Annotated in this window: 22 protein-coding genes; 15 read left to right on the top strand and 7 right to left on the bottom strand. The window is 67.2% G+C overall.

Annotation, left to right across the window (positions count from 1 at the left end; genetic code table 11):
- Window positions 1–13 precede the first annotated feature (13 nt).
- Window positions 14–907 (bottom strand): LysR family transcriptional regulator, encoded by an 894-nt coding sequence (locus M9799_RS17710; RefSeq protein ID WP_231043922.1) that lies wholly within the window; start codon window positions 905–907, stop codon window positions 14–16.
- A 112-nt stretch (window positions 908–1,019) separates the two neighbouring features.
- Here M9799_RS17710 and M9799_RS17705 point away from each other — a divergent pair, with 112 nt between their 5' ends.
- The 10 genes from M9799_RS17705 (at window position 1,020) to M9799_RS17660 (ending at window position 13,200) form a co-directional block, all read left to right on the top strand.
- Window positions 1,020–3,137 (top strand): 3-hydroxyacyl-CoA dehydrogenase NAD-binding domain-containing protein, encoded by a 2,118-nt coding sequence (locus tag M9799_RS17705; protein WP_231043923.1) that lies wholly within the window; start codon window positions 1,020–1,022, stop codon window positions 3,135–3,137.
- 336 nt (window positions 3,138–3,473) lie between these two features.
- Window positions 3,474–4,655 (top strand): acetyl-CoA C-acyltransferase, encoded by a 1,182-nt coding sequence (locus tag M9799_RS17700; RefSeq protein ID WP_231043924.1) that lies wholly within the window; start codon window positions 3,474–3,476, stop codon window positions 4,653–4,655.
- A 9-nt stretch (window positions 4,656–4,664) separates the two neighbouring features.
- Window positions 4,665–5,873, top strand: a complete 1,209-nt coding sequence (locus M9799_RS17695; protein WP_231043925.1) for an acyl-CoA dehydrogenase family protein — start codon at window positions 4,665–4,667, stop codon at window positions 5,871–5,873.
- Between the two features lie 10 nt (window positions 5,874–5,883).
- Window positions 5,884–7,023, top strand: coding sequence for an acyl-CoA dehydrogenase family protein (locus M9799_RS17690; RefSeq protein ID WP_231043926.1), 1,140 nt, complete (start codon window positions 5,884–5,886; stop codon window positions 7,021–7,023).
- Window positions 7,020–7,823, top strand: coding sequence for an oxepin-CoA hydrolase, alternative type (locus M9799_RS17685; protein WP_231043927.1), 804 nt, complete (start codon window positions 7,020–7,022; stop codon window positions 7,821–7,823). Before M9799_RS17690 ends, M9799_RS17685 begins: the two co-directional genes overlap by 4 nt.
- Window positions 7,824–7,954: 131 nt before the next feature.
- A complete protein-coding gene (locus M9799_RS17680) occupies window positions 7,955–9,196 on the top strand; it encodes a CaiB/BaiF CoA transferase family protein (protein ID WP_231043928.1) in 1,242 nt (413 codons plus the stop codon).
- 67 nt (window positions 9,197–9,263) lie between these two features.
- Window positions 9,264–10,271: a tripartite tricarboxylate transporter substrate binding protein gene (locus M9799_RS17675; protein WP_231043929.1), complete on the top strand. Its 1,008-nt coding sequence runs from the start codon at window positions 9,264–9,266 to the stop codon at window positions 10,269–10,271.
- 37 nt (window positions 10,272–10,308) lie between these two features.
- Complete coding sequence (locus M9799_RS17670; RefSeq protein ID WP_263726148.1) at window positions 10,309–11,058, top strand: electron transfer flavoprotein subunit beta/FixA family protein; 750 nt, start codon at window positions 10,309–10,311, stop codon at window positions 11,056–11,058.
- A 146-nt stretch (window positions 11,059–11,204) separates the two neighbouring features.
- Window positions 11,205–12,137: an electron transfer flavoprotein subunit alpha/FixB family protein gene (locus tag M9799_RS17665; RefSeq protein WP_263726147.1), complete on the top strand. Its 933-nt coding sequence runs from the start codon at window positions 11,205–11,207 to the stop codon at window positions 12,135–12,137.
- Between the two features lie 82 nt (window positions 12,138–12,219).
- A complete protein-coding gene (locus tag M9799_RS17660; protein ID WP_231044941.1) occupies window positions 12,220–13,200 on the top strand; it encodes a Bug family tripartite tricarboxylate transporter substrate binding protein in 981 nt (326 codons plus the stop codon).
- A gap of 208 nt (window positions 13,201–13,408) precedes the next feature.
- Here the strand turns inward: M9799_RS17660 and M9799_RS17655 are convergent, their stop codons facing one another.
- On the bottom strand, window positions 13,409–13,576 hold the full coding sequence (locus M9799_RS17655; RefSeq protein WP_231044940.1) for a hypothetical protein: 168 nt from the start codon (window positions 13,574–13,576) through the stop codon (window positions 13,409–13,411).
- A 95-nt stretch (window positions 13,577–13,671) separates the two neighbouring features.
- Here M9799_RS17655 and M9799_RS20605 point away from each other — a divergent pair, with 95 nt between their 5' ends.
- Window positions 13,672–15,378 carry a methyl-accepting chemotaxis protein gene (locus M9799_RS20605; RefSeq protein WP_304505214.1) on the top strand — a complete coding sequence of 569 codons (1,707 nt, stop codon included), beginning with the start codon at window positions 13,672–13,674 and terminating at the stop codon, window positions 15,376–15,378.
- A gap of 55 nt (window positions 15,379–15,433) precedes the next feature.
- On the opposite strand, the gene M9799_RS17645 is transcribed toward M9799_RS20605, so the two are convergent.
- Together M9799_RS17645 and M9799_RS17640 are read right to left on the bottom strand one after the other, a co-directional pair.
- Window positions 15,434–15,592, bottom strand: coding sequence for a hypothetical protein (locus M9799_RS17645; RefSeq protein ID WP_231044939.1), 159 nt, complete (start codon window positions 15,590–15,592; stop codon window positions 15,434–15,436).
- Window positions 15,589–16,608 (bottom strand): Lnb N-terminal periplasmic domain-containing protein, encoded by a 1,020-nt coding sequence (locus M9799_RS17640; RefSeq protein WP_231044938.1) that lies wholly within the window; start codon window positions 16,606–16,608, stop codon window positions 15,589–15,591. The genes M9799_RS17645 and M9799_RS17640 overlap by 4 nt, the downstream gene beginning before the upstream one ends.
- A 157-nt stretch (window positions 16,609–16,765) precedes the next feature.
- On the opposite strand from M9799_RS17640, the gene M9799_RS17635 reads away from it, so the two are divergent.
- Both M9799_RS17635 and M9799_RS17630 read left to right on the top strand, forming a co-directional pair.
- Window positions 16,766–16,963 carry a hypothetical protein gene (locus tag M9799_RS17635; RefSeq protein WP_231044937.1) on the top strand — a complete coding sequence of 66 codons (198 nt, stop codon included), beginning with the start codon at window positions 16,766–16,768 and terminating at the stop codon, window positions 16,961–16,963.
- The gene (locus M9799_RS17630; protein ID WP_231044936.1) at window positions 16,960–17,439 is read left to right on the top strand and encodes a DUF2243 domain-containing protein; all 480 of its coding nucleotides are present in this window, start codon (window positions 16,960–16,962) and stop codon (window positions 17,437–17,439) included. Before M9799_RS17635 ends, M9799_RS17630 begins: the two co-directional genes overlap by 4 nt.
- A gap of 283 nt (window positions 17,440–17,722) precedes the next feature.
- Here the strand turns inward: M9799_RS17630 and M9799_RS17625 are convergent, their stop codons facing one another.
- Both M9799_RS17625 and M9799_RS17620 read right to left on the bottom strand, forming a co-directional pair.
- Window positions 17,723–18,814, bottom strand: a complete 1,092-nt coding sequence (locus tag M9799_RS17625; RefSeq protein ID WP_231044935.1) for a DUF561 domain-containing protein — start codon at window positions 18,812–18,814, stop codon at window positions 17,723–17,725.
- A 72-nt stretch (window positions 18,815–18,886) separates the two neighbouring features.
- Window positions 18,887–19,906: a zinc-binding alcohol dehydrogenase family protein gene (locus tag M9799_RS17620; RefSeq protein WP_231044934.1), complete on the bottom strand. Its 1,020-nt coding sequence runs from the start codon at window positions 19,904–19,906 to the stop codon at window positions 18,887–18,889.
- A 188-nt stretch (window positions 19,907–20,094) separates the two neighbouring features.
- Here M9799_RS17620 and M9799_RS17615 point away from each other — a divergent pair, with 188 nt between their 5' ends.
- Entirely contained in the window at window positions 20,095–21,012 is a 918-nt protein-coding gene (locus M9799_RS17615) for a LysR family transcriptional regulator (protein WP_231044933.1), read from the top strand.
- 198 nt (window positions 21,013–21,210) lie between these two features.
- Entirely contained in the window at window positions 21,211–22,188 is a 978-nt protein-coding gene (locus M9799_RS17610; protein ID WP_231044932.1) for a Bug family tripartite tricarboxylate transporter substrate binding protein, read from the top strand.
- Between the two features lie 107 nt (window positions 22,189–22,295).
- Here M9799_RS17610 and M9799_RS17605 read toward each other — a convergent pair whose 3' ends face one another.
- Window positions 22,296–24,734, bottom strand: a complete 2,439-nt coding sequence (locus tag M9799_RS17605) for a membrane-bound PQQ-dependent dehydrogenase, glucose/quinate/shikimate family (RefSeq protein WP_231044931.1) — start codon at window positions 24,732–24,734, stop codon at window positions 22,296–22,298.
- Between the last annotated feature and the right edge of the window lie 301 nt (window positions 24,735–25,035).

The following is a 25,035-nucleotide window of genomic DNA, read 5'->3' as shown; positions in this document are numbered from 1 at the left end:
GCAATGCCGATGTTCATGCTGCAGGCTTGGCCCGGCCCAGCAGATAGTCGATGCAAGTCCGCACCGCTCGCGTCTGATGCCGCTGCGGCATGTAAAGCAGGTACATCTGCGTGCCGAAGATGCTCAGGCGCCAGTCGTCCAGCGTGGTGAGCACCTCGCCGCTGGCGATTGCGTCCTCCACCACGTAATCTGGCACCAGCCCCACGCCCAGCCCCGCAAGAATGCCCTGGCGCAGAAAGGGAAAGTGTTCGGAGATCAGCGTGGGCTCCAGCATCACTTCCTCGCGCTGGGTGCCCTGGTAGGCGCTCACGCGCAGCTGGCGGCCGACGACGCCGGCGGTGATCAGCGGCGCGCCGCGCAGCGCGTCGGGCGTGGCCGGCAGGCCGTGGGCCTCGGCATAGGCGCGCGAGGCGCAGGCCAGGTAGCGCACCTGGCCCAGGTCGCGCGCGACCAGCGTGGGCGGCGGCTCGGGCATGACGCGTATCGCGATGTCCACTTCTTCGCGGATCAGATCGTCGACGCGGTTCTCGAAGCGCACATCGAGCACGATGAAGGGGTAGAGCCGCTTGAAGTCGATCAGCCAGTCGGACATGACCATCTGGCCGTAGCCGCTGGGCACGCTCAGCCCCACGCGGCCCTGCAGCCCCTGGCCCAGCGTGGTGATGGTCTCGCGCGCGGCGCGCATTTCGTTTTGAATGGCGAGTCCGTGCGCGTACAGGCGCAGGCCCACTTCGGTCGGCTCGACGCGGCGCGTGGTGCGGCGCACCAGCTGCGCGCCGACCGATTTCTCGAGCTGGTTCAGGTGGTAGCTGACATTGGCGCGCGTCATCTTCAGGTTGCGCGCGGCCTGGCTCAGGTTGCCAGCGTCAAGAATGTCGACCAGCAGCGTGAGGGATTGAAGTTCCATGGCAAAAAGCTGTCAAAAATTGTTTGACAGTCTGTCAACGGGCCATGTAATTGTCAAGATTGTTTGGCGTGTCCACAATGGTGCCAATTACTGTCATTTCGGAGACTCGTCCATGGGCAATGCCCCACAAGCTCAAGCTGTCACCACCGCCCGCGATGGCGCGGTTCTGGTCGTGACCATCGACAATCCCCCGGTCAATGCGCTGGGCCAGGCGGTGCGCCAGGGCCTGGTCGCCGCGCTGCAGCAGGCCGAGGCCGATGAAGCCGTCAAGGCGGTGCTGCTGGTCGGCGCGGGCAAGGCCTTCATTGCCGGCGCCGATATCCGCGAATTCGGCAAGCCGCCGGTGCCGCCCTCGCTGCCCGAAGCCTGCGCCAGCATCGAGAACTGCTCCAAGCTGGTGATCGCCGCCATCCATGGCGCGGCGCTCGGCGGCGGCCTGGAAGTCGCCATGTCGGCGCATTACCGCCTGGCGCTGCCCGCCGCCAGCCTGGGCCTGCCCGAGGTGCTGCTGGGCCTGCTGCCCGGCTCGGGCGGCACGCAGCGCGCGCCGCGCCTGATGGGCGTGAAGCCCGCGACCGAACTGATGCTCGGTGGCAAGCCCCTGAACGCCAAGGCCGCGCTGGGCGCAGGCCTGGTCGACCGCCTGGCCGAAGGCACGGACCCCGTGGCCGCGGGCCTGGCCTATGCCAACGAGCTGCTGGCGCAGAACGCGCCGGTGCGCCGCACGCGCGATATTGCGCTGGCCGATCCGGCCGCGGCGCTGGCCGATCTGGAAGCGCTCAAGGCGGACACGGCGAAGAAAAGCCGCGGCCTGTTCTCGCCGCTGAAGATCATCGAATGCGTGCAGGCTGCCGTGCAGCAGCCTTTCGACGAGGGCCTCGCCTTCGAGCGTGCGCGCTTCGTCGAATGTCTGAACAGCCCGCAGCGCGCGGGCCTGGTGCATGCCTTCTTTGCCGAGCGCGAAGTGGCCAAGGTGCCCGAAGCCAAGCTGGCCGCGCCGCGTCCCTTCAAGGCCATCGCCATCATCGGTGGCGGCACCATGGGTGCGGGCATCAGCGTGGCGGCGCTGGACGCGGGCTTCGCCGTGACCATGATCGAGCGCGATGCCGAGTCGATCGCGCGCGGGCAGAAGAACGTCGAGAAGGTCTATGATGGCCTGATCGCCAAGGGCCGTCTCACGGCCGAAGGCAAGGCGGCGATCATGGCGCGCTACACGCCATCCACCAGCTATGACGACCTGGCCGATATCGATCTGGTGATCGAGGCGGTGTTCGAAGACCTCGAAGTCAAGAAGGCCGTCTTCCGCGAGCTCGACCGCGTCTGCAAGCCGGGCGCGGTGCTGGCGACCAACACCTCCTACCTCGACATCGAGGCGATTGCCGATGCCACGCAGCGCCCGCAGGACGTGATCGGGCTGCACTTCTTCAGCCCGGCCAACATCATGAAGCTGCTGGAGATCGTCGTGCCCGCGCGCGTGTCGCCCGACGTGGTGGCGACCGCCTTCGAGCTGGCGAAGAAGCTCAAGAAGGTGCCGGTGCGCGCCGGCGTGTGCGACGGCTTCATCGGCAACCGCATCCTGGCCGTGTACAAGCAGGCCGCCGACTATCTGATGGAGGACGGCGCCAGCCCCTACGAGATCGATGCCGCGGTGCGCGCCTTCGGCTACCCGATGGGCCCGTTCCAGGTCACGGACCTGGCCGGCGGCGATATCGGCTGGGCCACGCGCAAGCGCCGCGCCGCCACGCGCGACCCGAACGCGCGCTATGTCGAGATCGCCGACCGGATCTGCGAGCGCGGCTGGTTCGGCCAGAAGACCGGCCGCGGCTTCTACCTCTACCCCGAAGGCGCGCGCCAGGGCCAGCCCGACCCCGAGGTGCTGGCGATCGTCGATGCCGAGCGCGCAAGGAAGGGCATCACCCCGCGCAAGTTCAGCGAGGACGAGATCCTGCGCCGCTACATGGCGGCCATGGTCAACGAGGGCGCCAAGGTGGTGGAGGAGGGCATCGCGCTGCGTCCGCTGGACGTGGACGTGACCTTCATGTCGGGCTATGGCTTCCCGCGCCACCGCGGCGGGCCGATGAAGTGGGCCGACATGCAGGGGCTGCCGAAGATCCTGGCGGATATCGAGGAATTTGCCAAGGAGGATCCGCTGTTCTGGAAGCCGGCGGCGCTGCTGGTGCGGTTGGTCAAGGAAGGCAAGGACTTCGATAGTTTGAACAGGGCGGAGTAAACGCGCTGGCTCCGTTCGTGACAAGTTTTGCTTTGAGCCTGTCGAACCCTGTCCGGCCCATCTCCACTGGAGGTGGGGCCGTCCATCCTTCGACAGGCTCAGGACGAACGGTTTTTCCGCCACGCCGGGCGTGTACCTGAGGCGAGCCCCTGAGCCACAGCTGAAAACCGTTCGTGGGGAGCCCGTCGAACCATGAACGGCCTGTCCTCAAGCTAGCTGGTTGTCCTTCGGCAGAGCCCCCGGGCAGTTCAGAACCCAAAATTTTCCAAACCAGAGCTCGCGCTGCACGGCCACTCGCCCCAGACGCCAGCCAATATCCACCCAGGAGACAACCCCATGCGTGAAGCCGTCATCGTATCCACCGCCCGCACCCCGCTGGCCAAGTCGCACCGCGGCGAGTTCAATGTCACCCCCGCCGCCGAACTCGCGGCCTTCTCGGTCCGCGCCGCCGTCGAGCGCGCGGGCGTGGACCCCGAAAGCCTGGAAGATTTGGTCCTTGGCTGCGGCAACCCAGACGGGTTCCAGGGCCGCAACCTGGGCCGCCAGGCGGCGCTGCGCGCGGGCCTGCCGCTGTCGGTCGCCGGCATGACCGTGGCGCGCTACTGCGCCTCGGGCCTGCAGTCGATTGCCATTGCCGCGGGGCGCATCGTGGCCGAGGGCGTGCCGGCGCTCGTGGCCGGCGGCGTCGAGACCATCTCCGGCCTGCGCCCGGGCAACAACCTGCCCACCGATATCGATCCCTGGCTGTACAAGCACAAGCCCGAGCTCTACATGGCGATGATCGACACCGCCGATATCGTCGCCCACCGCTACGGCATCAGCCGCGAGGACCAGGATGCGTTCGCGCTGCTGAGCCAGCAGCGCACGGCGCTGGCCCAGGAAAAGGGCCTGTTCGACGACGAGATCATCGCCTGCGCCACGCGCATGGCCGAGAAGGACAAGGAAAGCGGCGAGGTCACGCTGCGCGATGTCGTTGCCACCAAGGACAACTGCAACCGCCCCGGCACCACGCTCGAAGGCCTGGCCAAGCTCGAGCCCGTCAAGGGCCCGGGGCAGTTCGTCACCGCCGGCAATGCCTCGCAGCTGTCCGATGGATCGTCGGCCAGCGTGCTGATGGAAGCCAGGGAAGCCGAGCGCCTGGGATTGCAGCCGCTCGGCGCCTTCCGCGGCTTCGCCGTGGCGGGCTGCGAGCCCGACGAGATGGGCATCGGTCCGGTATTTGCCGTGCCGAAACTGCTGGCGCGCCACGGGCTGAAGGTCGAAGACATCGACCTGTGGGAGATGAACGAGGCCTTCGCCTCGCAGGCGCTGTATTGCCAGCGCCGCCTGGGTATTCCGTCGGAGCGGCTGAACGTCAATGGCGGCGCGATTTCCATCGGCCACCCCTTTGGCATGACGGGCGCGCGCCTGGTCGGGCATATGCTGCTGGAAGGCCGCCGGCGCAAGGCGAAATATGGCGTGGTGACGATGTGCATTGCCGGCGGCATGGGCGCCGCCGGTCTCTTTGAAATTTATTGAGAGAGCCCCATGGATCTGAATTTCACCCCCGAAGAGCTGGCCTTCCGCGACGAGGTGCGCGCCTTCCTGCGCGACAAGCTCCCCGCGGAACTGGCCGCCAAGGTCAAGGCCGGCCAGCGCCTGAGCCGCGAGGACCAGTCCGATTGGCATGCGCGCCTCAACGAGCGCGGCTGGTATGCCAACCACTGGCCCGAGGCCTATGGCGGCCCGGGCTGGACGCCGGTGCAGAAGTTCATCTTCGACCACGAGTGCGCGCTCGCGGGCGGCCCGCGCATCGTTCCCTTCGGCGTCAACATGCTGGGCCCGGTGCTGATCAAGTACGGCAGCGAGGCGCAGAAGAACTACTGGCTGCCGCGCATCCTGAGCGGCGAGGACTGGTGGTGCCAGGGCTACTCCGAGCCCGGCGCGGGCTCGGATCTGGCCTCGGTCAAGACCACCGCGGTGCGCGGCATCGATGCCCAGGGCGAGCATTACATCGTCAACGGCCAGAAGACCTGGACCACGCAGGGCCAGCACGCCAACATGATCTTCTGCCTGGTGCGCACCGACCGCGAGGCGCGCCCGCAGTCCGGCATCAGCTTCCTGCTGATCGACATGAATACGCCTGGCGTGGAGATCCGCCCGATCCGCACGCTCGACGGCGACCGCGAGGTCAACGAAGTGTTCTTCACCGACGTGCGCGTGCCGGCCGAGAACCTGGTGGGCGAGGAGAACAAGGGCTGGACCTATGCCAAGTACCTGCTGACCTACGAGCGCACCGGCATCGCCGGCGTGGGCTTCTCGGTGGCCGGCTTCGAGAAGCTCAAGGCCATCGCCAGCCGCGTGCAGCGCAATGGCCAGCCACTGGACCAGGACCCGCAGTTCGCCGCGCGTATGGCCAAGGTCGAGATCGACCTGGAGAACATGAAGACCACCAACCTGCGCGTGATCGCGGCGGTGGCCGGCGGCGGCGTGCCCGGTGCCGAGAGCTCGATGCTCAAGATCCGCGGCACCGAGATCCGCCAGGAGATCCTGTCGCTGATCCGCCGCGCCATGGGCCCCTATGCGCTGCCCTTCGTCGAGGAGGCGCAGTACTCGGATTACGCCGGCGAGAGCGTGGGCCCGAAGGAAGCGGCGACGGCCGCGGCCAACTACTTCAACTACCGCAAGCTGTCGATCTTCGGCGGCTCCAATGAAATCCAGAAGAACATCATCTCCAAGATGATCCTGGGCCTGTGAGGCTGCCGCAATGAACTTTGAACCTACCGAAGACCGCCGCATGCTGGCGGACACGCTCGAGCGCTTCGTCACCGAGCAATATGGCTTCGAGACCCGCAACGCGATTGCCTATGGCGATGTCGGCATGGCGCCCGCGCTGTGGGGCCAGTTTGCCGAGCTGGGCGCGATCGGCGCGCTGTTCACCGAAGCCGACGGCGGCTTTGGCGGCGCCGGCTTCGACATCGCCGTGGTGTTCGAGGCGCTGGGCCGTGGCCTGGTGGTCGAGCCCTTCCTGGGCGCGCTGATGGTCGGACGCGCGCTGGCTGCGGCCGGCACGCCGGCGCAAAAGGAGCGGCTGGCCGGCCTGATCGATGGCAGCACGGTGGCCGCGCTGGCGCATGACGAGCCTGGCAGCCATTACGAGTTGAACCGCGTGGCCACGCGCGCCGAGCGCAATGGCGAAGGCTGGGCTCTGTCCGGCGCCAAGGCCGTGGTGGTGCAGGGCGATCACGCCGATCTGCTGCTGGTGTCGGCGCGCACCGCCGGCGCAATGGACGGTGAAGACGGCATCTCGCTGTTCCTGGTGCCGGGCAATGCGCCGGGCGTCACGCGCCGCGGCATGGGCCGCATCGATGGCGGGCGTGTGGCCGAGATCACGCTCGACCAGGTGCAGCTGCCCGGCGATTCCCTGCTGGGCGGCGAAGGCCGGGGCCTGCAGACGCTGGAGATCGCCATCGGCGCGGGCGTGCTGGCGCTGTGCGCCGAGGCCCTGGGCGCGATGGAGATCGCCAAGCGCGACACGCTGGAATACCTGCGCACGCGCAAGCAGTTCGGCGTGGCGATCGGCAGCTTCCAGGCACTGCAGCACCGCATGGCCGACCTGCTGCTGGAAATCGAGCAGGCGCGCTCGGCGGTGATCAATGCCGCCGCGGCGCTCGATGCCGACCGCCTCACGCGCGAGCGCGCGCTGTCGGCGGCGAAGTTCAGCATCGGCCGCATCGGCGCGCTGGTTGCCGAGGAAAGCATCCAGATGCATGGCGGCATCGGCATGACCTGGGAACTGCCGCTGTCGCACTATGCCAAGCGCCTGGTCATGATCGACCATGAGCTGGGCGACGAGGACCACCATCTGGCGCGCTTCATGGCGCTGGGCCGGGAGAGCGTGCAATGAGCAGCGAACGCAACGACGCCCTGATCACGCGCCGCGAAGGCGCGGTGCTGGTGCTGAGCAACAACAACCCGGCCGCGCGCAATGCGCTGTCGCCGGCCTTCTATGCTGCGCTGACCCAGGCGCTGCAGGACGCGAAGGACGACGCCACGGTGGGTGCCGTCGTGCTGACGGGCGAGGGCGGGCATTTCTGCGCCGGCGGCGACCTGCGCCTGCTGGCCACGCGCCGCGAGCTGGCGCTGCCCGAGCGGCGCGAGAAGATCGAGGCCCTGCATGACCTGATCCGCGCGCTGCGCGACTGTCCCAAGCCGGTCGTTGCCGCCGTCGAAGGCGCGGCCGCCGGTGCCGGCGTGTCGCTGGCGCTGGCCTGCGACCTGCTGGTGGCGGCGCGCAACGCGGTGTTCTCGGTGGCCTATGTGAAGATCGGCCTCACGCCCGATGGCGGCGCCACGGCCTTTCTTTCCCAGTTCGTCTCGCGCCAGGTGCTGACCGAGCTGTGCCTGACCGGCGAGCGCATCTCGGGCGAGCGCCTGCATGCACTGGGCGCCGTCAACCGCCTGGCCGAGCCCGGCGAGGCGCTGGCGCAGGCCGTGGCGCTGGCCGCGCAGCTGGCCGCCGGACCCGACGAGGCCATGGCACACATCAAGGAACTCTGCCACAGCGCCTATGGCAACACGCTGGAGCAGCAGCTCGACATGGAAGCGCAGTACATGGTGCATGCGCAGGCCGGCGAGGAGTCTCGCGAGGGCATCGGGGCGTTTCTGGAGAAACGGGCGCCGGATTACACCAAGCTGCGCGGCTAGGGCGTTTTCATGTTGACCGCCACGCCCTAAAACGCCCTTCGACAAGCTCAGGGCGAACGGTATTGGTCCGTTCGTCCTGAGCCCGTCGAAGGATGACGGGCAACGCTCTAGCACCGACGAAGGAGACAAAATTGAGCGACAACAACACCACAACGACCGACACCACCGACTTCCCCCTGGACGGCATCCGCGTCCTCGATCTCTCGCGCGTGTTCGCCGGCCCGATGTGCGGCATGGTGCTGGCGGACTTCGGCGCCGAGGTGATCAAGGTGGAGCACCCGGCGCGCGGCGACGACACGCGCGACTGGGGCATGCGCATCGGCAAGACCGAGACCACCTACTACAGCGCCATGAACCGCAACAAGCGCTCGGTGACGGTGGACCTGCAGACGCCCGAGGGCCTGAAGATCATCCACGAGCTGCTGCCGCAGTGCGACGTGGTGCTGCACAACTTCAAGACCGGTGGCGCCGAAAAGCTGGGCCTGGGCTACGAGCAGCTCAAGTCGCTCAAGCCGGATCTGGTGTACTGCGCCATTGCCGGCTACGACAGCTCGGGGCCCGAGGCCAGGCGGCCCGGCTACGACCTGGTGATCCAGGGCGAGAGCGGCCTGATGGCCATCAATGGCGAGGCGCAGCAGCCGCCGCTCAAGTTCGGCGTGGCCGTGGTCGATCTGATGACCGGCATGTATGCGGCGCAGGCCGTGCTGGCAGCGCTGTTCCGGCGCGAGCGCACGGGCCGGGGCCGCCTCATCGAGATGGCGCTCTATGACTGCGGCCTGACGGTGACCGGCTATTACGGGCTCGATGCCATGCAGCTGGGCCGCGACCCCGCGCGCTATGGCAACGCCCACCCGTCGATCGTGCCCTATGGCATGTTCGAGGCCGCCGATGGCCCGCTGATCATCGCCGTGGGCAACAACCAGCAGTTCGAGCGCTTTTGCCGCGACGTGGTGCTGCGCCCCGACATCCTGCAGGACGCGAAGTTCGCCACCAACGTCGAGCGCTCGAAGAACCGCGGAACGCTGCTGCCGCTGTTCACCGAGCTGATCCGCGCCCTGCCGCGCGACGTGCTGCTCGAGCGCATGTCGGCGCAGGGCATTCCCTGCGGCAAGGTCGCTGGCCTGCATGAAGCGCTGACCAGCGAACGCACGCGCGCTGCCGGCATGCTGCAGGAAATGCCGCATCCGGTGGCCGGCAGCACCCATGTGTTTGCGCCGCCCTACCGCCTCGACGGCAGGCGCCTGCCTATACGCAATGCGCCGCCCACGCTGGGCGAGGGCACCAAGGACGTGCTGCAGCAACTGCTGCAGCTGTCCGAACAGGAACTTCGGGACCTGCAGGCCCGGGGCGTGCTGACGCTGCCCGGCGCCTGAAACGCCCGATCCCGTGGCCCCTGGCCACGGGAGTTTCTTCCAAATCCATAAGAGACAGGAGACAAGCATGAACCCGCATGGCAATACCGCCTTCGCACGCTGCACCCGGCGTGCCCTGCTGGCCCTGGCCGCCGCCGCGCCGCTGCTGCCCGCCGCCGCGCTGGCGCAGGCCGGCTGGCCACAGAAGATGCTCAAGCTGATCGTGCCCTTTCCCGCGGGCGGCCCGACCGACGTGGCCTCGCGCATCGTCGGCCAGAAGCTGGGCGAGCGCCTGAAGCAGACGGTGCTGGTGGAGAACCGCCCCGGCGCCTCGGGCTCGATTGCCGCGGCGCAGGTGGCTTCCAGCCCCGCCGACGGCTACACGCTGGTGATGCTGGCCACGCCGACGCTGCTCGCACCCCATCTCTACAAGAGCGCGGAGTACGACACCGTCAAGGATTTCGCGCCCGTCGCCACGGTGTACGACCTGCCGATCGTGATCGTGGTCAACCCGCGGCTGCTGCCGGAGGTCACCGACATCAAGAGCCTGATCGCCCATGCCAAGGCGCAAAAGACGCCCATGAACTACACCAGCTCGGGCGCCGGCAGCTTTGGCCACCTGAGCATGGAACTGCTCAAGCAGATGGCCAGCTTCGAGATGCAGCATGTGCCCTACAAAGGCGGCCCGTCCGCGATCACCGACACCATTGGCGGGCAGGTGCCGGTCATGTATTCCGACCTGGTGGCCGCGCTGCCGCATATCCAGGCCGGCAAGCTGCGCGCCATTGCCGTAGGCTCGCCCCAGCGCGTGGCCATGCTGCCAGAGGTCAAGACCATCGCCGAGCAGGGCATGCAGGGCTATGACGCCGTGTCGTGGGGCGGACTGCTTGCCCCCCGGGGCACGCCCGCGCCCGTGATCGAGCGCATCGCCGCAGAGATCAAGCAGATCCTGGCCGAACCCGATGTGCAGACCCGGCTGCTCAATGCCGGCGCGATTGCGCACTTCCAGTCGCCCGCGGACATGGCCCGGCGCGTGCAGCAGGACTACGCGCGCTGGGGCCAGCTGATCCGCGACAAGCGCATTGGCGCGCAGTGAGCGCGCCTCCATTTACAAAACTTCGAGGAATACATTCATGAAAATCATTGTTCCCGTCAAGCGCGTGGTCGACTACAACGTCAAGGTCCGTGTGAAATCCGATGGCAGCGGCGTCGATATCGCCAACGTCAAGATGAGCATGAACCCGTTTGACGAGATCGCCGTGGAAGAAGCCGTGCGTTTGAAGGAGAAGGGCGTTGTGACCGAGGTCATCGCCGTCTCCTGCGGCGTGGCCCAGTGCCAGGAAACGCTGCGCACCGCGATGGCCATCGGCGCCGACCGCGCGATCCTGGTGCAGACCGATGCCGAGCTGCAGCCCCTGGCGGTGGCCAAGCTGCTCAAGGCCCTGGTCGACAAGGAACAGCCCGGCCTGGTGATCCTGGGCAAGCAGGCCATCGACGACGACGCCAACCAGACCGGCCAGATGCTGGCGGCGCTGGCGGATCTGCCGCAGGCGACCTTTGCGTCCAAGGTGGAAGTCAACGGTGACCAGGTATCCGTGACGCGCGAAGTCGACGGCGGCCTGGAAACCCTGTCTTTGAGCCTGCCGGCCGTCGTCACCACCGACCTGCGCCTGAACGAGCCGCGCTATGTGACGCTGCCCAACATCATGAAGGCCAAGAAGAAGCAGCTCGATACGGTCACTCCAGATGAACTGGGCGTGGACGTGGCGCCGCGGCTGAAGACGCTGAAGGTGTCGGAGCCCGCCAAGCGTGGCGCCGGTGTCAAGGTGGCCGATGTCGCGGCCCTGGTGGAGAAGTTGAGGAATGAGGCGAAGGTAATCTAAAGCCCTTCATATCCATAGGGCAGGCCGTCCACCCTTCGATCCTTCGACAGGCTCAGGATCAGGGCGAACGGTTTCCCCCGTTCATCCTGAGCCTGTCGAAGGATCGAGCGCCGCAGGCACGAACCTCCACACCCGAAAGAACTCCCATGACTTCCCTCGTAATCGCAGAACACGACAACACCTCCATCAAACCCGCCACCCTCAACACCGTCACGGCCGCAGCCGCCTGCGGCGGCGACGTGCATGTGCTGGTGGCCGGCGAAGGCGCGGCCGCTGCCGCCCAGGCAGCCGCCCAGATCGCCGGCGTCTCCAAGGTGATCCACGCCGACGGCGCGGCGCTGAAGAACGGCCTGGCCGAGAACCTCGCCGCCCAGGTGCTGGCGATTGCCTCCGGCTACAGCCATATCCTGTTCCCGGCCACGGCCTCGGGCAAGAACGTCGCGCCGCGCGTGGCGGCCAAGCTCGATGTGGCGCAGATCAGCGACATCACCAAGGTCGTGAGCGCCGACACCTTCGAGCGCCCGATCTATGCCGGCAATGCGATCGCCACGGTGCAAAGCGGCGACGCCACCAAGGTCGTCACCGTGCGCACGACCGGCTTCGATGCCGCGGCCGCCACCGGCGGCAGCGCCGCGGTTGAAACCACTGGCGCCGCGGCAGACGCGGGCAAGAGCCGCTTCGTGGGCAGCGAGATCGCCGCCAGCGACCGCCCCGAACTCACGGCCGCCAAGATCATCGTATCGGGCGGGCGCGCGCTGGGCTCGGCCGAGAAGTTCAACGAAGTCATCACGCCGCTGGCGGACAAGCTGGGCGCGGCCATCGGCGCCAGCCGCGCTGCCGTCGATGCGGGCTACGCCCCCAACGACCTGCAGGTCGGCCAGACCGGCAAGATCGTGGCGCCGCAGCTGTACGTGGCCGTCGGCATCTCGGGCGCGATCCAGCATCTGGCCGGCATGAAGGACTCGAAGGTGATCGTGGCGATCAACAAGGACGCCGAGGCGCCGATCTTCTCCGTGGCCGACTATGGCCTGGAAGGCGATCTGTTCACGGCCGTGCCCGAACTGGCCCGCGCGGTCTGAGCGCGGGCTTTCCATCCCGCCTCTGCCGGACCCGGAGACAACAGAGGCGATTTCATCCTTGGCAGCAACAGAAAGACAAACCATGTCGCCATCGACTACACGCCGTTCCTTCCTCCATGCCGCGGCTGCGGGCGCTGCCGTGGCATCCACGCCGGCCTGGGCACAGCCCGGCTGGCCGAACAAGCCGGTGCGCATCATCGTGCCCTACACCGCCGGCGGCTTCACCGACCAGATGGCACGCCTGCTGCAGGTCGGCCTGCAGAAGGCCCTGGGCCAGCCCATCGTCATCGAGAACAAGCCCGGCGCGAACAGCATCATCGGCGTGGACCAGGTCGCCAAGTCGGCACCCGACGGGCTGACCTTTGGCGTGGTGATCGCGGCCTTTGCCGGCAACACCACGCTCTACGACAAGCTGCCCTATCACCCGACGAAGGACATCGTCGGCGTGTCGCTGATGGGCGTGTCGCCGCTGGTGGCGGCGGTATCGAACAATGCACCGTTCAAGACCGCGCAGGAGCTGGTGGCCTACGCGCGAGCGAATCCCGGCAAGGTGAGCTTTGCCTCCTCGGGCGCGGGCTCGAGCGCGCATCTGACCACCGAGCTGCTGCAGCTGCTCACCAAGACCGAGATGGTGCACGTGCCCTACAAGGGTGCGTCGCCGGCGCTGGTCGATCTGATGGGCGGGCAGGTGCCGCTGTTCCTCGACCCGCCGCCCAACCTCATCGAGCCGGCCAAGGCCGGGCGCATCCGCCTGATCGGCGTGGCCAGCGAAAAGCGCATTCCCTCGCTGCCCGAGGTGCCGACCTTCATCGAGCAGGGCATCGACGGCCTGGTCGGCAGCACCTGGGCGGCCATGGTCGCACCAACGGGCGTGCCGCGCGAGATCCTGCAGCGCATGTCGGCCGAGGTGCGCAAGATCCTGCTGAGCCCCGAGGGCCAGGCGCGCCTCGCGGCCATGGGCACGGTGGCAGAGGGCTCGACGCCCGAGGAATGCGACCGCTTCATTGCCGCGGAAACGCAGAAATGGGGCCGGGTGATCCGCGACGCCAAGGTCACGCTCTGAGCGCAATGGGCCGATCCGCTGCGATGCGGATGCGGCATCTGGCTATCCTCCAACGCACAGAATGCTTTATTAGGGGAAACCCTTATTAATTTCCTTTGCCATGCGCCGAAAGCCCTGAGGTATTCCAGGGCTTTGTAATATCTATCCTACATGGTTTTTAAGAAGAAAATTTCTATCTATTATTGGGTGCGATGCTTCATATGCATGTTTAATATGCACCCGGTAAAAGATATTTGCGCTTTTGAATATTTTCGTTGAGCGCCATGCACCGGGACGGTGCGCTCGCCAGGCTGCTCGTTGACGTGGCGGTATGCGGGGCATTCTTGGGCCGCATTTGCAGCTCATCAGTGGAGTTGGTGGTGTCGCTTGCGCTCATGGCGCATTTTCCTCCCATGCAGGAACAGGTATTTGGCCCTGAAAACCGATTCAATCGCGCATTGAATCAACGCATTCCACTGGCAAAGGGAAACCATGAAATCCTGGAAAGATACGTCGGTCAAGGCCAAGCTAATCGGCAGCTTCGCCTTGCTGATTGCCGTCATCGTCGGCATCGCCGCCTATGCCATCCAGATGATGCGCGAGGACAACGCGCATTTCCGCGATTATGTGCACGGCATCCAGGCACGCGCCGACACCGCGCACAAGATGCGCCAGGCGGTCGACCGGCGCGCCATTGCCGCACGCAACCTCGCGCTCGTGACGAAGCCCGAGGACGCAGCGGTGGAGAAGAGCGCACTCGAGCAGGCGGTGGGCGACGTGCGCAAATACCTCGGCGAACTCCAGGCCATGTCGGCGCGACCGGGCGTGGCGGACGAAGTGCGCGCCAAGGTCGCGGACATCGCGCGCGTGGAAAGCCAGTACGAGCCGGTGGCGATGGCCATCGCGTCGCTGGTGCTGGGCAACCAGCGCGAGGCCGCCGTGCAAAAGATGAACGACGAATGCCGGGTGCTGCTGGCTTCGCTGATCCAGGCCACCGAGGCCTATTCCACCTTCACCGAAGCGCGCTCGCGCACCATGGTCGAGGAGGCGGAAAGCAGCAATCAGCGACGCCAGCGCATGCTGCTCATCTTCAGCATGCTGATGGTGGCGCTGGCATGCTGGGCGGCGCTCCTGATCGTGCGCGCCATCGTGCGCCCGCTGGACCTGGCGGTAGACCGCATCAACGAGATTGCGCGAGGCGACATCAGCTGCGCCATCCGCTTCGATTCGCAGGACGAGTTCGGCCGCCTGCTGGGCGCGCTGGCGAGCATGCAGCAGGGCCTGGTGGCACTGGTGTCCACCGTGCGCCAGGGCGCCGAGGGCGTATCGACCGCCAGCGCCGAGATCGCCCAGGGCAATCTGGACCTGTCGGCGCGCACCGAGAGCCAGGCCAGCGCGCTGGAGCAGACCGCATCGTCCATGGAGCAACTGGGCACCACGGTGCACCAGAACGCCGACAACGCGGGCCAGGCCAACCAGCTGGCGCAAAGCGCGAGCAGCGTGGCGCAGCAGGGCGGCCAGGTGGTCGAGCAGGTGGTGGTGACGATGCGCGGCATCAGCGATTCCAGCCAGCGCATGGCGGAGATCATCGGCGTCATCGACGGCATCGCCTTCCAGACGAATATCCTGGCCTTGAACGCCGCGGTGGAGGCGGCGCGCGCCGGCGAGCAGGGCCGGGGCTTTGCCGTGGTGGCCGGCGAGGTGCGCGCGCTGGCCGGGCGCAGCGCTGCGGCCGCGAAGGAGATCAAGCAGCTGATCGATGAAAGCGTACAGCGCGTGGCCAGCGGCTCGCAACTCGCGGACCGCGCCGGCAGCACCATGCAGCAGGTCGTCGGAAGCATCCGCCGCGTCACGGACATCGTCGGCGAGATCAGCGCCGCCAGCGCCGAGCAGAGCGCGGGCGTGGCCCAGGTCGGCGAAGCGGTGAACAACATCGACCAGGCGACGCAGCAGAACGCCGCGCTGGTGGAGCAGATGTCGGCCGCGGCCAGCAGCCTCAATACACAGGCCCAGGAGCTGCTGCGCGCCGTGGGCATCTTCCGGCTGTCGGACACCGACGCTCCGGCCTCGCGCCCGGCTGGCACAAGCCGTGCCACGCCGCTGGCTGCTGCCCGCGCCCCGGTTCCGGCACGTGCTTCTGCAGCTGCTCCGGCCATTGCTGCGAGAAAACCTGCGGATGGCGCCTGGGAGTCGTTTTGACATACCAATCATGCCTGGCTCGGAAAACTTCCACCCCGGCATGACCGGTGTTCGTTCAGGCAGGGGAGATGTCAAGAGCGGACCAAGACGCGTGCATCGCCCGGGCTGCGGTGGTCGCAGCCGGCAGCCGGCAGCCGGCAATTGGAATCAGTGCCAGCAGCAGAAACCACGCCCGCGCTGCAGGGAATGGGTTCGTGGCTTCGATGCGCTTCATGGCAGCACCGTCGCAGGCAGCGGCCGCCCCGTGCGTATGCGCGCCGAAAAATCCGGCGCCTGGTCCGCCGCCTGCGCCGCGGCGTTGATGTGCGAACGCGCGCGCAGTTCTTCGAATGGCAGCGAGGTGTCGATGATGCCGGCACGGTACAGATAACGGTCGCTGAAGCCATTGAGCACATGCCGTATGTCGAGCCGCCCCTCGCGCCCGATGCGGTTGGCGTAGCGCAGGATATTGATGGTGCAGTTGTTGCTGAGCAGGTGGTAGAACTCCGCACGCTCGGCCAGCGCGTCGATGCGTTCGGCATAGACCAGGAACAGCCGGCGCGCCGCATCCGAGCCGACATTGGTGCGGTACAGGTACACATCCTCCTTGCGGTAGTTGCTGCGCACGCGCACCAGATCGCGCTCGTCGCCCACCACATAGATGAGCTCGAAGTGGCTGAACAGCGAGGCCAGCGGGTCGAAGCCTTCGCCCACCTCCGGCCGGGTCTCGATGGAGATGCTGACCGGCGCGGCACCATCGAAGTTGAAGCTCAGGAAGGTATGCCCCACCGGCCCGGGGTGCCAGTAGGAAAGGAAGAAGTCCAGCGAGCGCAGCTGCGACAGGCGCAGCTCGCGCGTCTCGAAGCGCGGCGTGAATTCGTCCGGGCTGCGGTAGTCGAAGTTGCGGTAGCCGGTGATGCGGATGCGGTCGCCATACACGGCGATGCGCGGCATGACCGCCACCTCCGGACGCCAGTTTCGGTCCAGCGAGGGCTGCACCGACGTCCACGCCAGCCAGCAGCCAAACCACAGCGCCAGCACCGCTGCCTTGGGCCAGCGCCGCCGGCTGATCCACAGGCCCCAGAGGGAAAATGCCGCCACGGCTGCGGCCAGCGCCCAGCGCCAGGGCGCGGCCAGCAGCGGGAAATGCGCGATGGCCAGCACCTCCCAGGCCAGTGCCAGCGCCGCGAGCAGCTGAAGGCATCCGCGCAGCAGGAATCGAACGGGGCGAAGCCAATTCGCTGCGGTCATGGTCGGAGCACTCCTTCGAAAGCGTGCATCGAGAATAGGGGATCACGGATGGCGGGACAAACGCGCCGGCAGCGGCGTTGCAATCCGGTTGCAGCGCCTGTGTAGGCCGCAGGCCCGTTCGCGCCTGGCGCGGGCCGGGCTGAATTAGCATGGCGCGATGAAATTCCCACTCCTGCTGGCCTGCCTGCTGCTCGCGCCGCTGCAGGCGCTTGCCTGTTCCCCGTGCCGCACGATGGTCGTGGCCGGCGTGCTCGACGCGCACTTCGCGCTGCGCCTGCTGCTGCTCACCGTGCCGGTGCTGCTGCTGGTGGCATTTGCCGTATGGATGTACCGAACCCAGGAGGCTCCCCAATGACGCACCGCAGACCGCTGCTGGCCGCCGGCATCCTGATGGGTGCGGGCATGGGCGGATTCGTCGACGGCATCGTGTTCCACCAGATCCTGCAGTGGCACAACATGCTGTCGGGCGTGTTGCCGCCCACCAATCTCGTGGATGCGAAGATCAACATGGTATGGGACGGCCTGTTCCACGCCGCGGTGTGGCTCATGACCTTTGCCGGGCTGTGGATGCTGGTGCGGGCGTCGGGCCGCAGCAGCATGCCCTGGTCGCCGCGCCTGTTCTGGGGTGCCTGGTTCATGGGTTGGGGCCTGTTCAATTTCCTCGAAGGCGGCATCAACCATCTGATCCTGGGCATCCACCATGTCAACGAGTACGCGCCGAATCCGCTGGCCTATGACCTGGTGTTCCAGGCTTCGGGCGTGGCGCTGGTGTTGCTGGGCTGGCTGGTGCGCCCATCGCCCACGGCGGCGGAGGCAGGTCGGCGGGGCTGAAGAGGGTGGGCCGGTGTCAAGCGTGTGCGCGGCCGGCCGCGTTCCGCGCGAGCGCGCGGCTTACGCCACGGATAGAAGTCGGTTACTGGGCGCTGTGCCAGATGGATAGGATTGTGTTGGGCGTTGTGCCGGTGCCTTGCATGCGCCGGCACGGCCCATTGGCCCGAAGTCCCGCAATTCTTCCGAAAGGGGGCCTGGCGGCTCCTGCCAACGAATGCATGGCGCATAGCGAGCACTACTGCACACTGCCGGGCGTCCATCCATCCGGCATGGTTCACGAAGCTTATGCCTGACCGCTGCCCTGGCGCTGCATCAGTGCCTGCGCCTGCGCGGCGATGCTTTCGGTCAGAGCCTGCGCGCCGCCGTCGCGGCCCATGGGCGCACCCTGGCCCGCCCACAGCGGCGTGAAGTCGCCCGCGCCCCGCGCCTCGCTGGCGCTGCGCAGGGGGGCCAGTGCCCCGCCGGCCAGCGGAAACGCGGGTGCCAGTGGTGACAGCGGACCCAGCTCGGACATCAGCCGGTTGACGATGCCGCGCGCCGGCCGTCCGGTGAACAGGCGCGTGAGCGCCGTGGTCTCGGCTGCGGGGCTGCGCAGCACCGCCTGGTGCACGGGGCCCAGCCGCGCTTCGGGCGTGAAGAGATAGGCCGTACCCAGCTGCACCGCCGATGCGCCCAGGGTCAGCGCCGCCGACATGCCGCGCCCGTCCATGATGCCGCCGGCCGCGATCACCGGCACGCGCACTGCATCGACGATCTGCGGCACCAGCGCGAAGGTGCCGAGCTGGGTGCCGACGTCGTCCGTGAGAAACATGCCGCGGTGCCCGCCGGCTTCCACGCCCTGGGCAATGACCGCATCCACGCTCCGTGCCTCGAGCCAGCGTGCTTCCGCCACGGTGGTTGCCGACGACAGCACCTTGGCGCCCGCTGCACGCACGCGCGCCAGCAGCTCGGAGGAGGGCAGCCCGAAATGAAAGCTCACCACCGCCGGACGCAGCTCCTCCACCAGCGCGCAACTGGCTTCGTCAAACGGGTTGCGGCTCGATGCCGGCACTTCCATGTCTGGATCCAGCCCGAGCTCCACGTAGTAAGGGCGCAGCCGCTCGCGCCAGGCGGCCTCGCGCGCCGGGTCGGGCGTGGGGCTGCCGTGGCAAAAGAAATTGAGGTTCAGCGGCGCATCGGTCTGCGCGCGTATCAGTGCGACCTCGCTGCGTACCTGTGCCGCACCCAGCATCGCGCAGGGCAGGGAGGCCAGGCCTCCTGCCTGGCCGACGGCGATCGCCATCTCATGCATCGAAGGCCCGGCCATCGGGGCCTGCAGGATCGGCACCTGGATGCCGAGGAGATCGAGAATGCGGGAGTCGGGCCAGTTGGACATGGGGGTGCTCTCGGAATGGACAGAGCCGCCATGATGCCGCTTTTTGCGCCGCGGGCAAGGCCGCGGCGGCGCTCATTCCCAGTTTTCCAGCACCACCTTGCCGCGCGAACGGCCCGACTCGATCAGCGCATGGGCACGCTGGAGATTGGCTGCGTTGATGCTGCCGTAGTGCTCGGCCAGCGTGCTGCGCACCAGGCCGGCATCGACCAGCTCGGCGACTTCGTCGAGCAACCGGTGCTGCGCCTGCATGTCCTCGGTGCCGAACAGCGAGCGCGTGAACATCAGCTCCCAGTGCACCGACACCGACTTGCGCTTGAAGGGCATGATGTCCAGCGCCTGGGGATCGTCGATCAGCGCGAGCTTGCCCTGGGGCGCGATGGCTTCGACGATCTGCGCCAGATGCGACTCGGTCTGCGTCAGGCTGGCGATCAGGTCCACCGACGGGAACCCGATGCGGCGCAGCTCCTCGGCCAGGGGCTGGCGATGGTCGATCACATGGTGCGCACCCAGCTCCCGTACCCAGGCCTGCGTTTCGGGGCGCGAAGCGGTGGCGATGACGGTGAGGTTGGTGAGCCGCGCGGCCAGCTGCGTGAGGATGGAGCCCACGCCGCCCGCGGCGCCGATGATCAGCAGCGTCCTGCCATCAGGCTGCTTGCCGGGCGCGACGCCAAGGCGGTCGAACAGCATCTCCCAGGCGGTGATGGCCGTGAGTGGCAGAGCGGCTGCCTGCGCGAAATCAAGTGATTCGGGTGCATGCCCGACGATGCGTTCGTCCACCAGATGCAGTTCGCTGTTGGTGCCCTGGCGCACGATGGAGCCAGCGTACCAGACGCGGTCTCCGGGCTGGAACAGCGTGACCTCAGGGCCCACGGCCTTGACGATGCCGCTGGCGTCCCAGCCCAGCACCTTGTAGTCCTGGCCGGCATCGGGCGCCGCGCTGCGCCGCACCTTGGTGTCGACCGGGTTGACGGAGATCGCCTTGACCTCGACCAACAGGTCGCGGCCGCGGGCCACGGGGTCGGGCAGGGTGATGTCGAGCAGCGCGCCTGGCTGGTCGATGGGGCCGGGCGTCCGGTAGCCAATGGCTTTCATGGGAGTCCTTTCAAGGCAAGCAATCGATGGCTGGATCTTCGCCGGTTTGCCAACGGCGAAAAACCCCGGCCGTGTTCAAGCCGCTTTCAAAAATATCTTGAAGGCTGCGTGTGCAGACCGTGTTCTATGGACGGCAGATAGTTCAATGGATTTTTTAAAATGCGTGGCAAGTGCGCGATCATTGGCGCATGAAAGCCTTGAACCATCTCGATATCTTCGTGCGCACGTCGGACAACGGCAGCCTGTCCGCTACCGCGCGTGCGCTGGATATGACGCCAGCCGCGGCCAGCGCCGCGCTCAAGCGGCTGGAGGCCGAGCTGGGCGTGCAGCTGTTCGTGCGCTCCACGCGCAGCCTGCGGCTGACACCGCAGGGCGAGCAGTTCCTGGCGCAGTGCCGGCCGGCGCTGGCGGCGCTGCAGCAGGCTGGCGAGCAGCTGGCGGCCGGCGGGCAAGCGCTGCGCGGCGTGCTCAAACTGTCCGCGCCTTCGGATCTGGGGCGCAATGTGCTGCTGCCCTGGCTCGATGACTTCCAGGAACTGCATCCCGATGTCGACATCCGGCTGCAGCTTGCAGACCGCATGGCCAATGTCTACAGCGATCCGGTGGACGCTGCGCTGCGCTATGGCAAACCGCCCGATTCCAGCCTGGTGGCCTTGCCGCTGGCCTCTGCCAACCGCCGCGTGCTGTGCGCGTCGCCCGGGTATCTGGCGCGCCATGGAACGCCGGCGACGCCCCACGAGTTGAGCCGCCATCGCTGTCTTTGCTTCATGCTGGGCGAGGAGGTGCATGACCGCTGGCGCTTCCGGCAGGATGGCGATGCGCCGCTGACGGTACGCGTGCGCGGCGCCAATGTATCCAATGACAGCGATGCAGTGCGCCGCTGGGCGGTGCTTGGCAGGGGCATTGCCTACAAGTCAGGCCTGGATGTCGCAAGCGACTTGGCCGAGGGCCGGCTGCAGGCGCTGTGCACCGGCTGGAGCACCGAAGCCGCGCCGCTGTTTCTCGTGGTTCCCGGCCGCCAGCAGCTGACTCCGCTGCTGCGGCGCCTGCGCGAGTTCATTGCCCAGCGCTGTGCAGCGTTGGGCGAGCGCATCGCCCACGTCTGAAATAAGCGGCACCTTTACGGTGCATGCTGCGCTACAAGCACCGATTCGGTACATGGTTGTTGAACAATGAAAAGTTGATCCTAGTACAAACACCTACTGATTGAGCTGCACAAAAGGAGACATTGCCCTCTAATATCGCCGCCTTGGTCCGGATCTTGCATCCGGTGCAGCATTGCAATGCTCTTTTCGTTCTCCACCATGTTTGAATCCTCCCTGTCCCGGCGTCTTCTCCTAGCTTCGGCCGCCGCACTGATGGCTGCACCCCTGTGCGCCGAGCCCGCCTATCCCTCCAAGCCCATCCGCCTGGTCATCGGCTATGCGCCCGGTGGTTCGGTCGACATGGTCGGGCGCGTGATTTCCGACATCCTTACCAAGCATCTCAATGCCACGGTGGTGGTCGAGAACCAGGCCGGCGCCGCAGGTGTGGTCGCGGCCCAGCGCGTGGTCAGCAGCAAGCCTGATGGCTATACGCTGCTGGCGGGTTCGAGCAATGAGCTGGCCGGCACCAAGGCCGTGAACACCGCGCAGAAGTACGATCCGTCCAAGGACGTGACGCCGATCGGCCTAGCGGCGCTGGCGCCCAACATGTGGGTCGCTGGAGCCCATGTGCCGGTGAAGAACATCGATGAGTTCGTCGCGCTGGTGAAGAAGAACCCCGGCAAGTACAGCTACGGCAGCCCGGGCATCGGCTCCACGCCGCATTTCTCGGGCGAGCTGATCAAGAAGAGCGCGGGGCTGTTCATCACCCACATTCCCTACCGCGGCTCGGCGACGATGACCACCGACCTGGGCGGCGGCAATGTCGATTTCGCGATCATCTCGCCGCTGGCCGCCGCGCCTTTCCTGCAAAACGGCCGCATGAAGGCGCTGGGCGTCACGACGGCCAGCCGCCTGCCCACGTTCAAGGACGTGCCGGCGCTGGGCGAGCATCCGGCACTGAAGGGCTATGCGCTCAACGGCTGGTTTGCGCTGGTAGGCCCGAAGGACCTGCCGCCCGAGATCCTGGCCAAGCTGCAGGGCGCACTGCGCGCGGGCCTGGGCGATCCCGCCATCCGCCAGCGCCTGGAAGCCTCGGGCGCGATTCCCGCCAAGGGCGACGAGAACCTGGCGCAGGTCATCCGCACGGACATGGACAAGTACCAGGATCTGGCGAAGTTCGCGAACATTTCCGAGTAGGCGTTTCGGGCGCTGGCCTGGAAATGAAAAATGCCCCGGCGCTTGCGCCCCGGGGCATTTTTTCGTGCGGCAGTGCTCGGTACTGCCGCTTTTCGGAAAACCGAACCTTACTTCGGCAGCGCGTACGCGATCACATGGTCGCCGCGGTCGGGCGAGTTGCGCGCGCCGCCGGCGGAGATGAGCACGAACTGCTGGCCGGTCACGGGCGACCGGTAGCTGATCGGCGTGCCCTGGCTGCCCACGGGCAGGCGCGACTTCCAGACTTCCTTGCCGGTGCCGGTGTCATAGGCGCGCAGGAAATAGTCCTGCGTCGCGGCGATGAACACCAGGCCGCCCTGCGTGGCCAGCGTGCCGCCGATGGTCGGCATGCCGATGGGGATGGGCAGGCCCATCTTCACACCGAAGGGGCCGGTGTCCTGCACCGTGCCGACGGGCACCTGCCAGGCGATCTGCTGGGTCTTGAGGTCCACGGCCGTCAGCGTGCCGAAGGGCGGCTTCTGGCAGGGGATGTCCAGCGGCGACATGAAGCGCACCTTGGCGTTGATCGCATAGGGCGTGCCGTCGAGCGGCACCGGGCGGGTGATCGCGGCGGCTTCGTTGCCGTCGGACTTGGGGCCGGCTTCAGCTGGATCGGCCTTGATCAGCTGCACTTCCAGGCCCACGCGCATGTCGTTGATGAACAGGTAATTGTTCGTCGGGTCGACCGAGAAGCCGCCCCAGTTCATGCCGCCCAGCGAGCCGGGCAGGTTCAGCGACGGGTCGGTGCCCGGGGGCGTGAACAGGCCGGTGTAGCGCTTGGACTTGAACTTCACGCGGCACAGCAGCTGGTCGAAGGGCGTGGCGCCCCACATGTCGGACTCGCGCATGTCGGCGGCGCCGATGCTGGGCATGCCCACCGAGAAGGGCTGCGTGGGCGAGTAGGTCTCGCCTTCGATATTGCCCTTGGGCACGGCGCGCTCTTCCACCTTGGTCAGCGGCTGGCCGGTCTTGCGGTCGAGCACGAAGATCTGGCCGGCCTTGGTGCCGAACACCAGCGCGGGCGTGGTCTTGCCATCCGCGCCGGGGAAGTCGACAAAGCTCGGCTGCATCGGCACGTCGAAGTCCCACAGGTCGTTGTGCACGGTCTGGTAGACCCACTTTTCCTTGCCAGTGCTGGCGTCCACCGCCAGCATCGAGGCGCCGTACTTCTGGTCGAGCGCCGTGTGCTTCACGCCCCAGAGGTCGACGGCCGCGCTGCCCACGGGCATGAACACGGTGTTCGATTGCGCGTCGTACGACATCGGCGCCCAGACGTTGGGCGTGGAACGCGCATAGGTCTTGCCTTCGGCCGGCGCATTCTGGTCTTCGGGGTTGCCCGGGTCGAAGGCCCAGCGCTGCGCGCCGGTGATGACGTCGAAGCCGCGCACCACGCCGCCAGGCATGTCGGTGGCGACGTTGTCGGCCACGCGGCCGCCGATCACGAGCGTCGTGCCGGCCAGCGTGGGCGCGGAGGTGGGGTAGTACTGGCCCTTGTCGGCGCCCTTGCCCATGCCGGTGCGCAGGTCCACACGGCCATGCGTGCCGAAGTCTTCACAGAAGGCGCCGGTCTCGGCGTCCAGGGCGATCAGCTCGGGTGCCACGCTGTTGATGATGACGCGGCGCTGGCAGGCAGCGCCGGGGGCCACGGACACGGCCTTGACCGGCGTGGCGCCGGCTTCGGTCGGCTGGACCAGGGGCGCGGCCGCATCGAAGTAGGCCAGGCCGCGGCAGCGCATCCACTTCTTCTGCTTGGCGTTGATCTCGACCTTCCACAGCTCCTTGCCGGTGGTGGCGTCGAGCGCGATCACATTGTTGTGCGGCGTGCAAACGAACACGCTGTTGCCGATCTGCAGGGGCGTGAGCTGGTCCTCGGCGCCGCCGCCGCCAGGGCTGACGGGCGTGTCGCCGGTGTTGTAGCTCCAGGCGACCTGCAGATCCTTGACGTTGCTGCGCGTGATCTGGTCCAGCGCCGCAAAGCGCGTGCCGCCGGCGGTAGCGCCATAGTGCGCCCAGTCCGCGGCCTGCTGGCCGTCAGCCACCGGCTGCAGCGTGGTGCCGTCGGCCTTGGCGGCAACGCTGGCGTGCGGCACGAACATGCCGCCCACCGTGGCCAGGCAGGCCACGAGCAGCACGCCGGCAGCGGCGTAGGCAGCGCGGGGTTGAACCGCCTGGCCGCGCGCACGGCGCAGGGTGGGGTAGGCCAGCGCGACCAGCACGCCGAAGCCGGCGAACACCAGCAGGCGCGAGACCTGGGCCCAGAAGTCTAAGCCGGCGTCGGCCAGCGCCCAGACCACGGTGGCGACGAACATCACGCCGTAGATCAGCGCGCCGCTGGCGCGCACGCGCGCAATCTGCACGCCCGAGGCCACCAGGGCCAGGCCGGCCAGCAGGAAGTACCAGCTGCCGCCGAGCTTGGCCAGCTGCAGGCCGTTGGAGACGAAGAACAGGCCAGCGGCCAGAAGGCACAGGCCAAGGAGGATCAATCCGGCCCGGGCTGGCAGGGACGGAGGGGTTGGTTTGGAAGTCATATGGGGTTATTCCATGCACCACCCGGGCGCCGGCGCCGGGCGAACGGGAGGGGTCTTATGGATGATTGCTACAAAAATTGCAATAGGAATTATCCCTTGATATCTGTAGGCTGGAGTCGTTGCCACTACCTACACCTAGATAAGACCATGGACTTTGACGGCCAGGGCCCAGGCGGGCAGGGCGGCGGCGAGGGCGCGGATGCCGCGCGGAAAAGGGGGCGAGGCCTGCCGGCATGCAGGGCCATCCGCACGCTGGAGAAGAGCCCCGGGTTCTGCTTCCACCATCCTTTGCCAATGGGCT

This window comes from Comamonas endophytica (assembly GCF_023634805.2).
GTDB lineage: Bacteria > Pseudomonadota > Gammaproteobacteria > Burkholderiales > Burkholderiaceae_C > Comamonas > Comamonas endophytica.
Note: the sequence above shows the minus strand (reverse complement) of the source record. Positions and strands in the feature narration are given on the sequence as shown.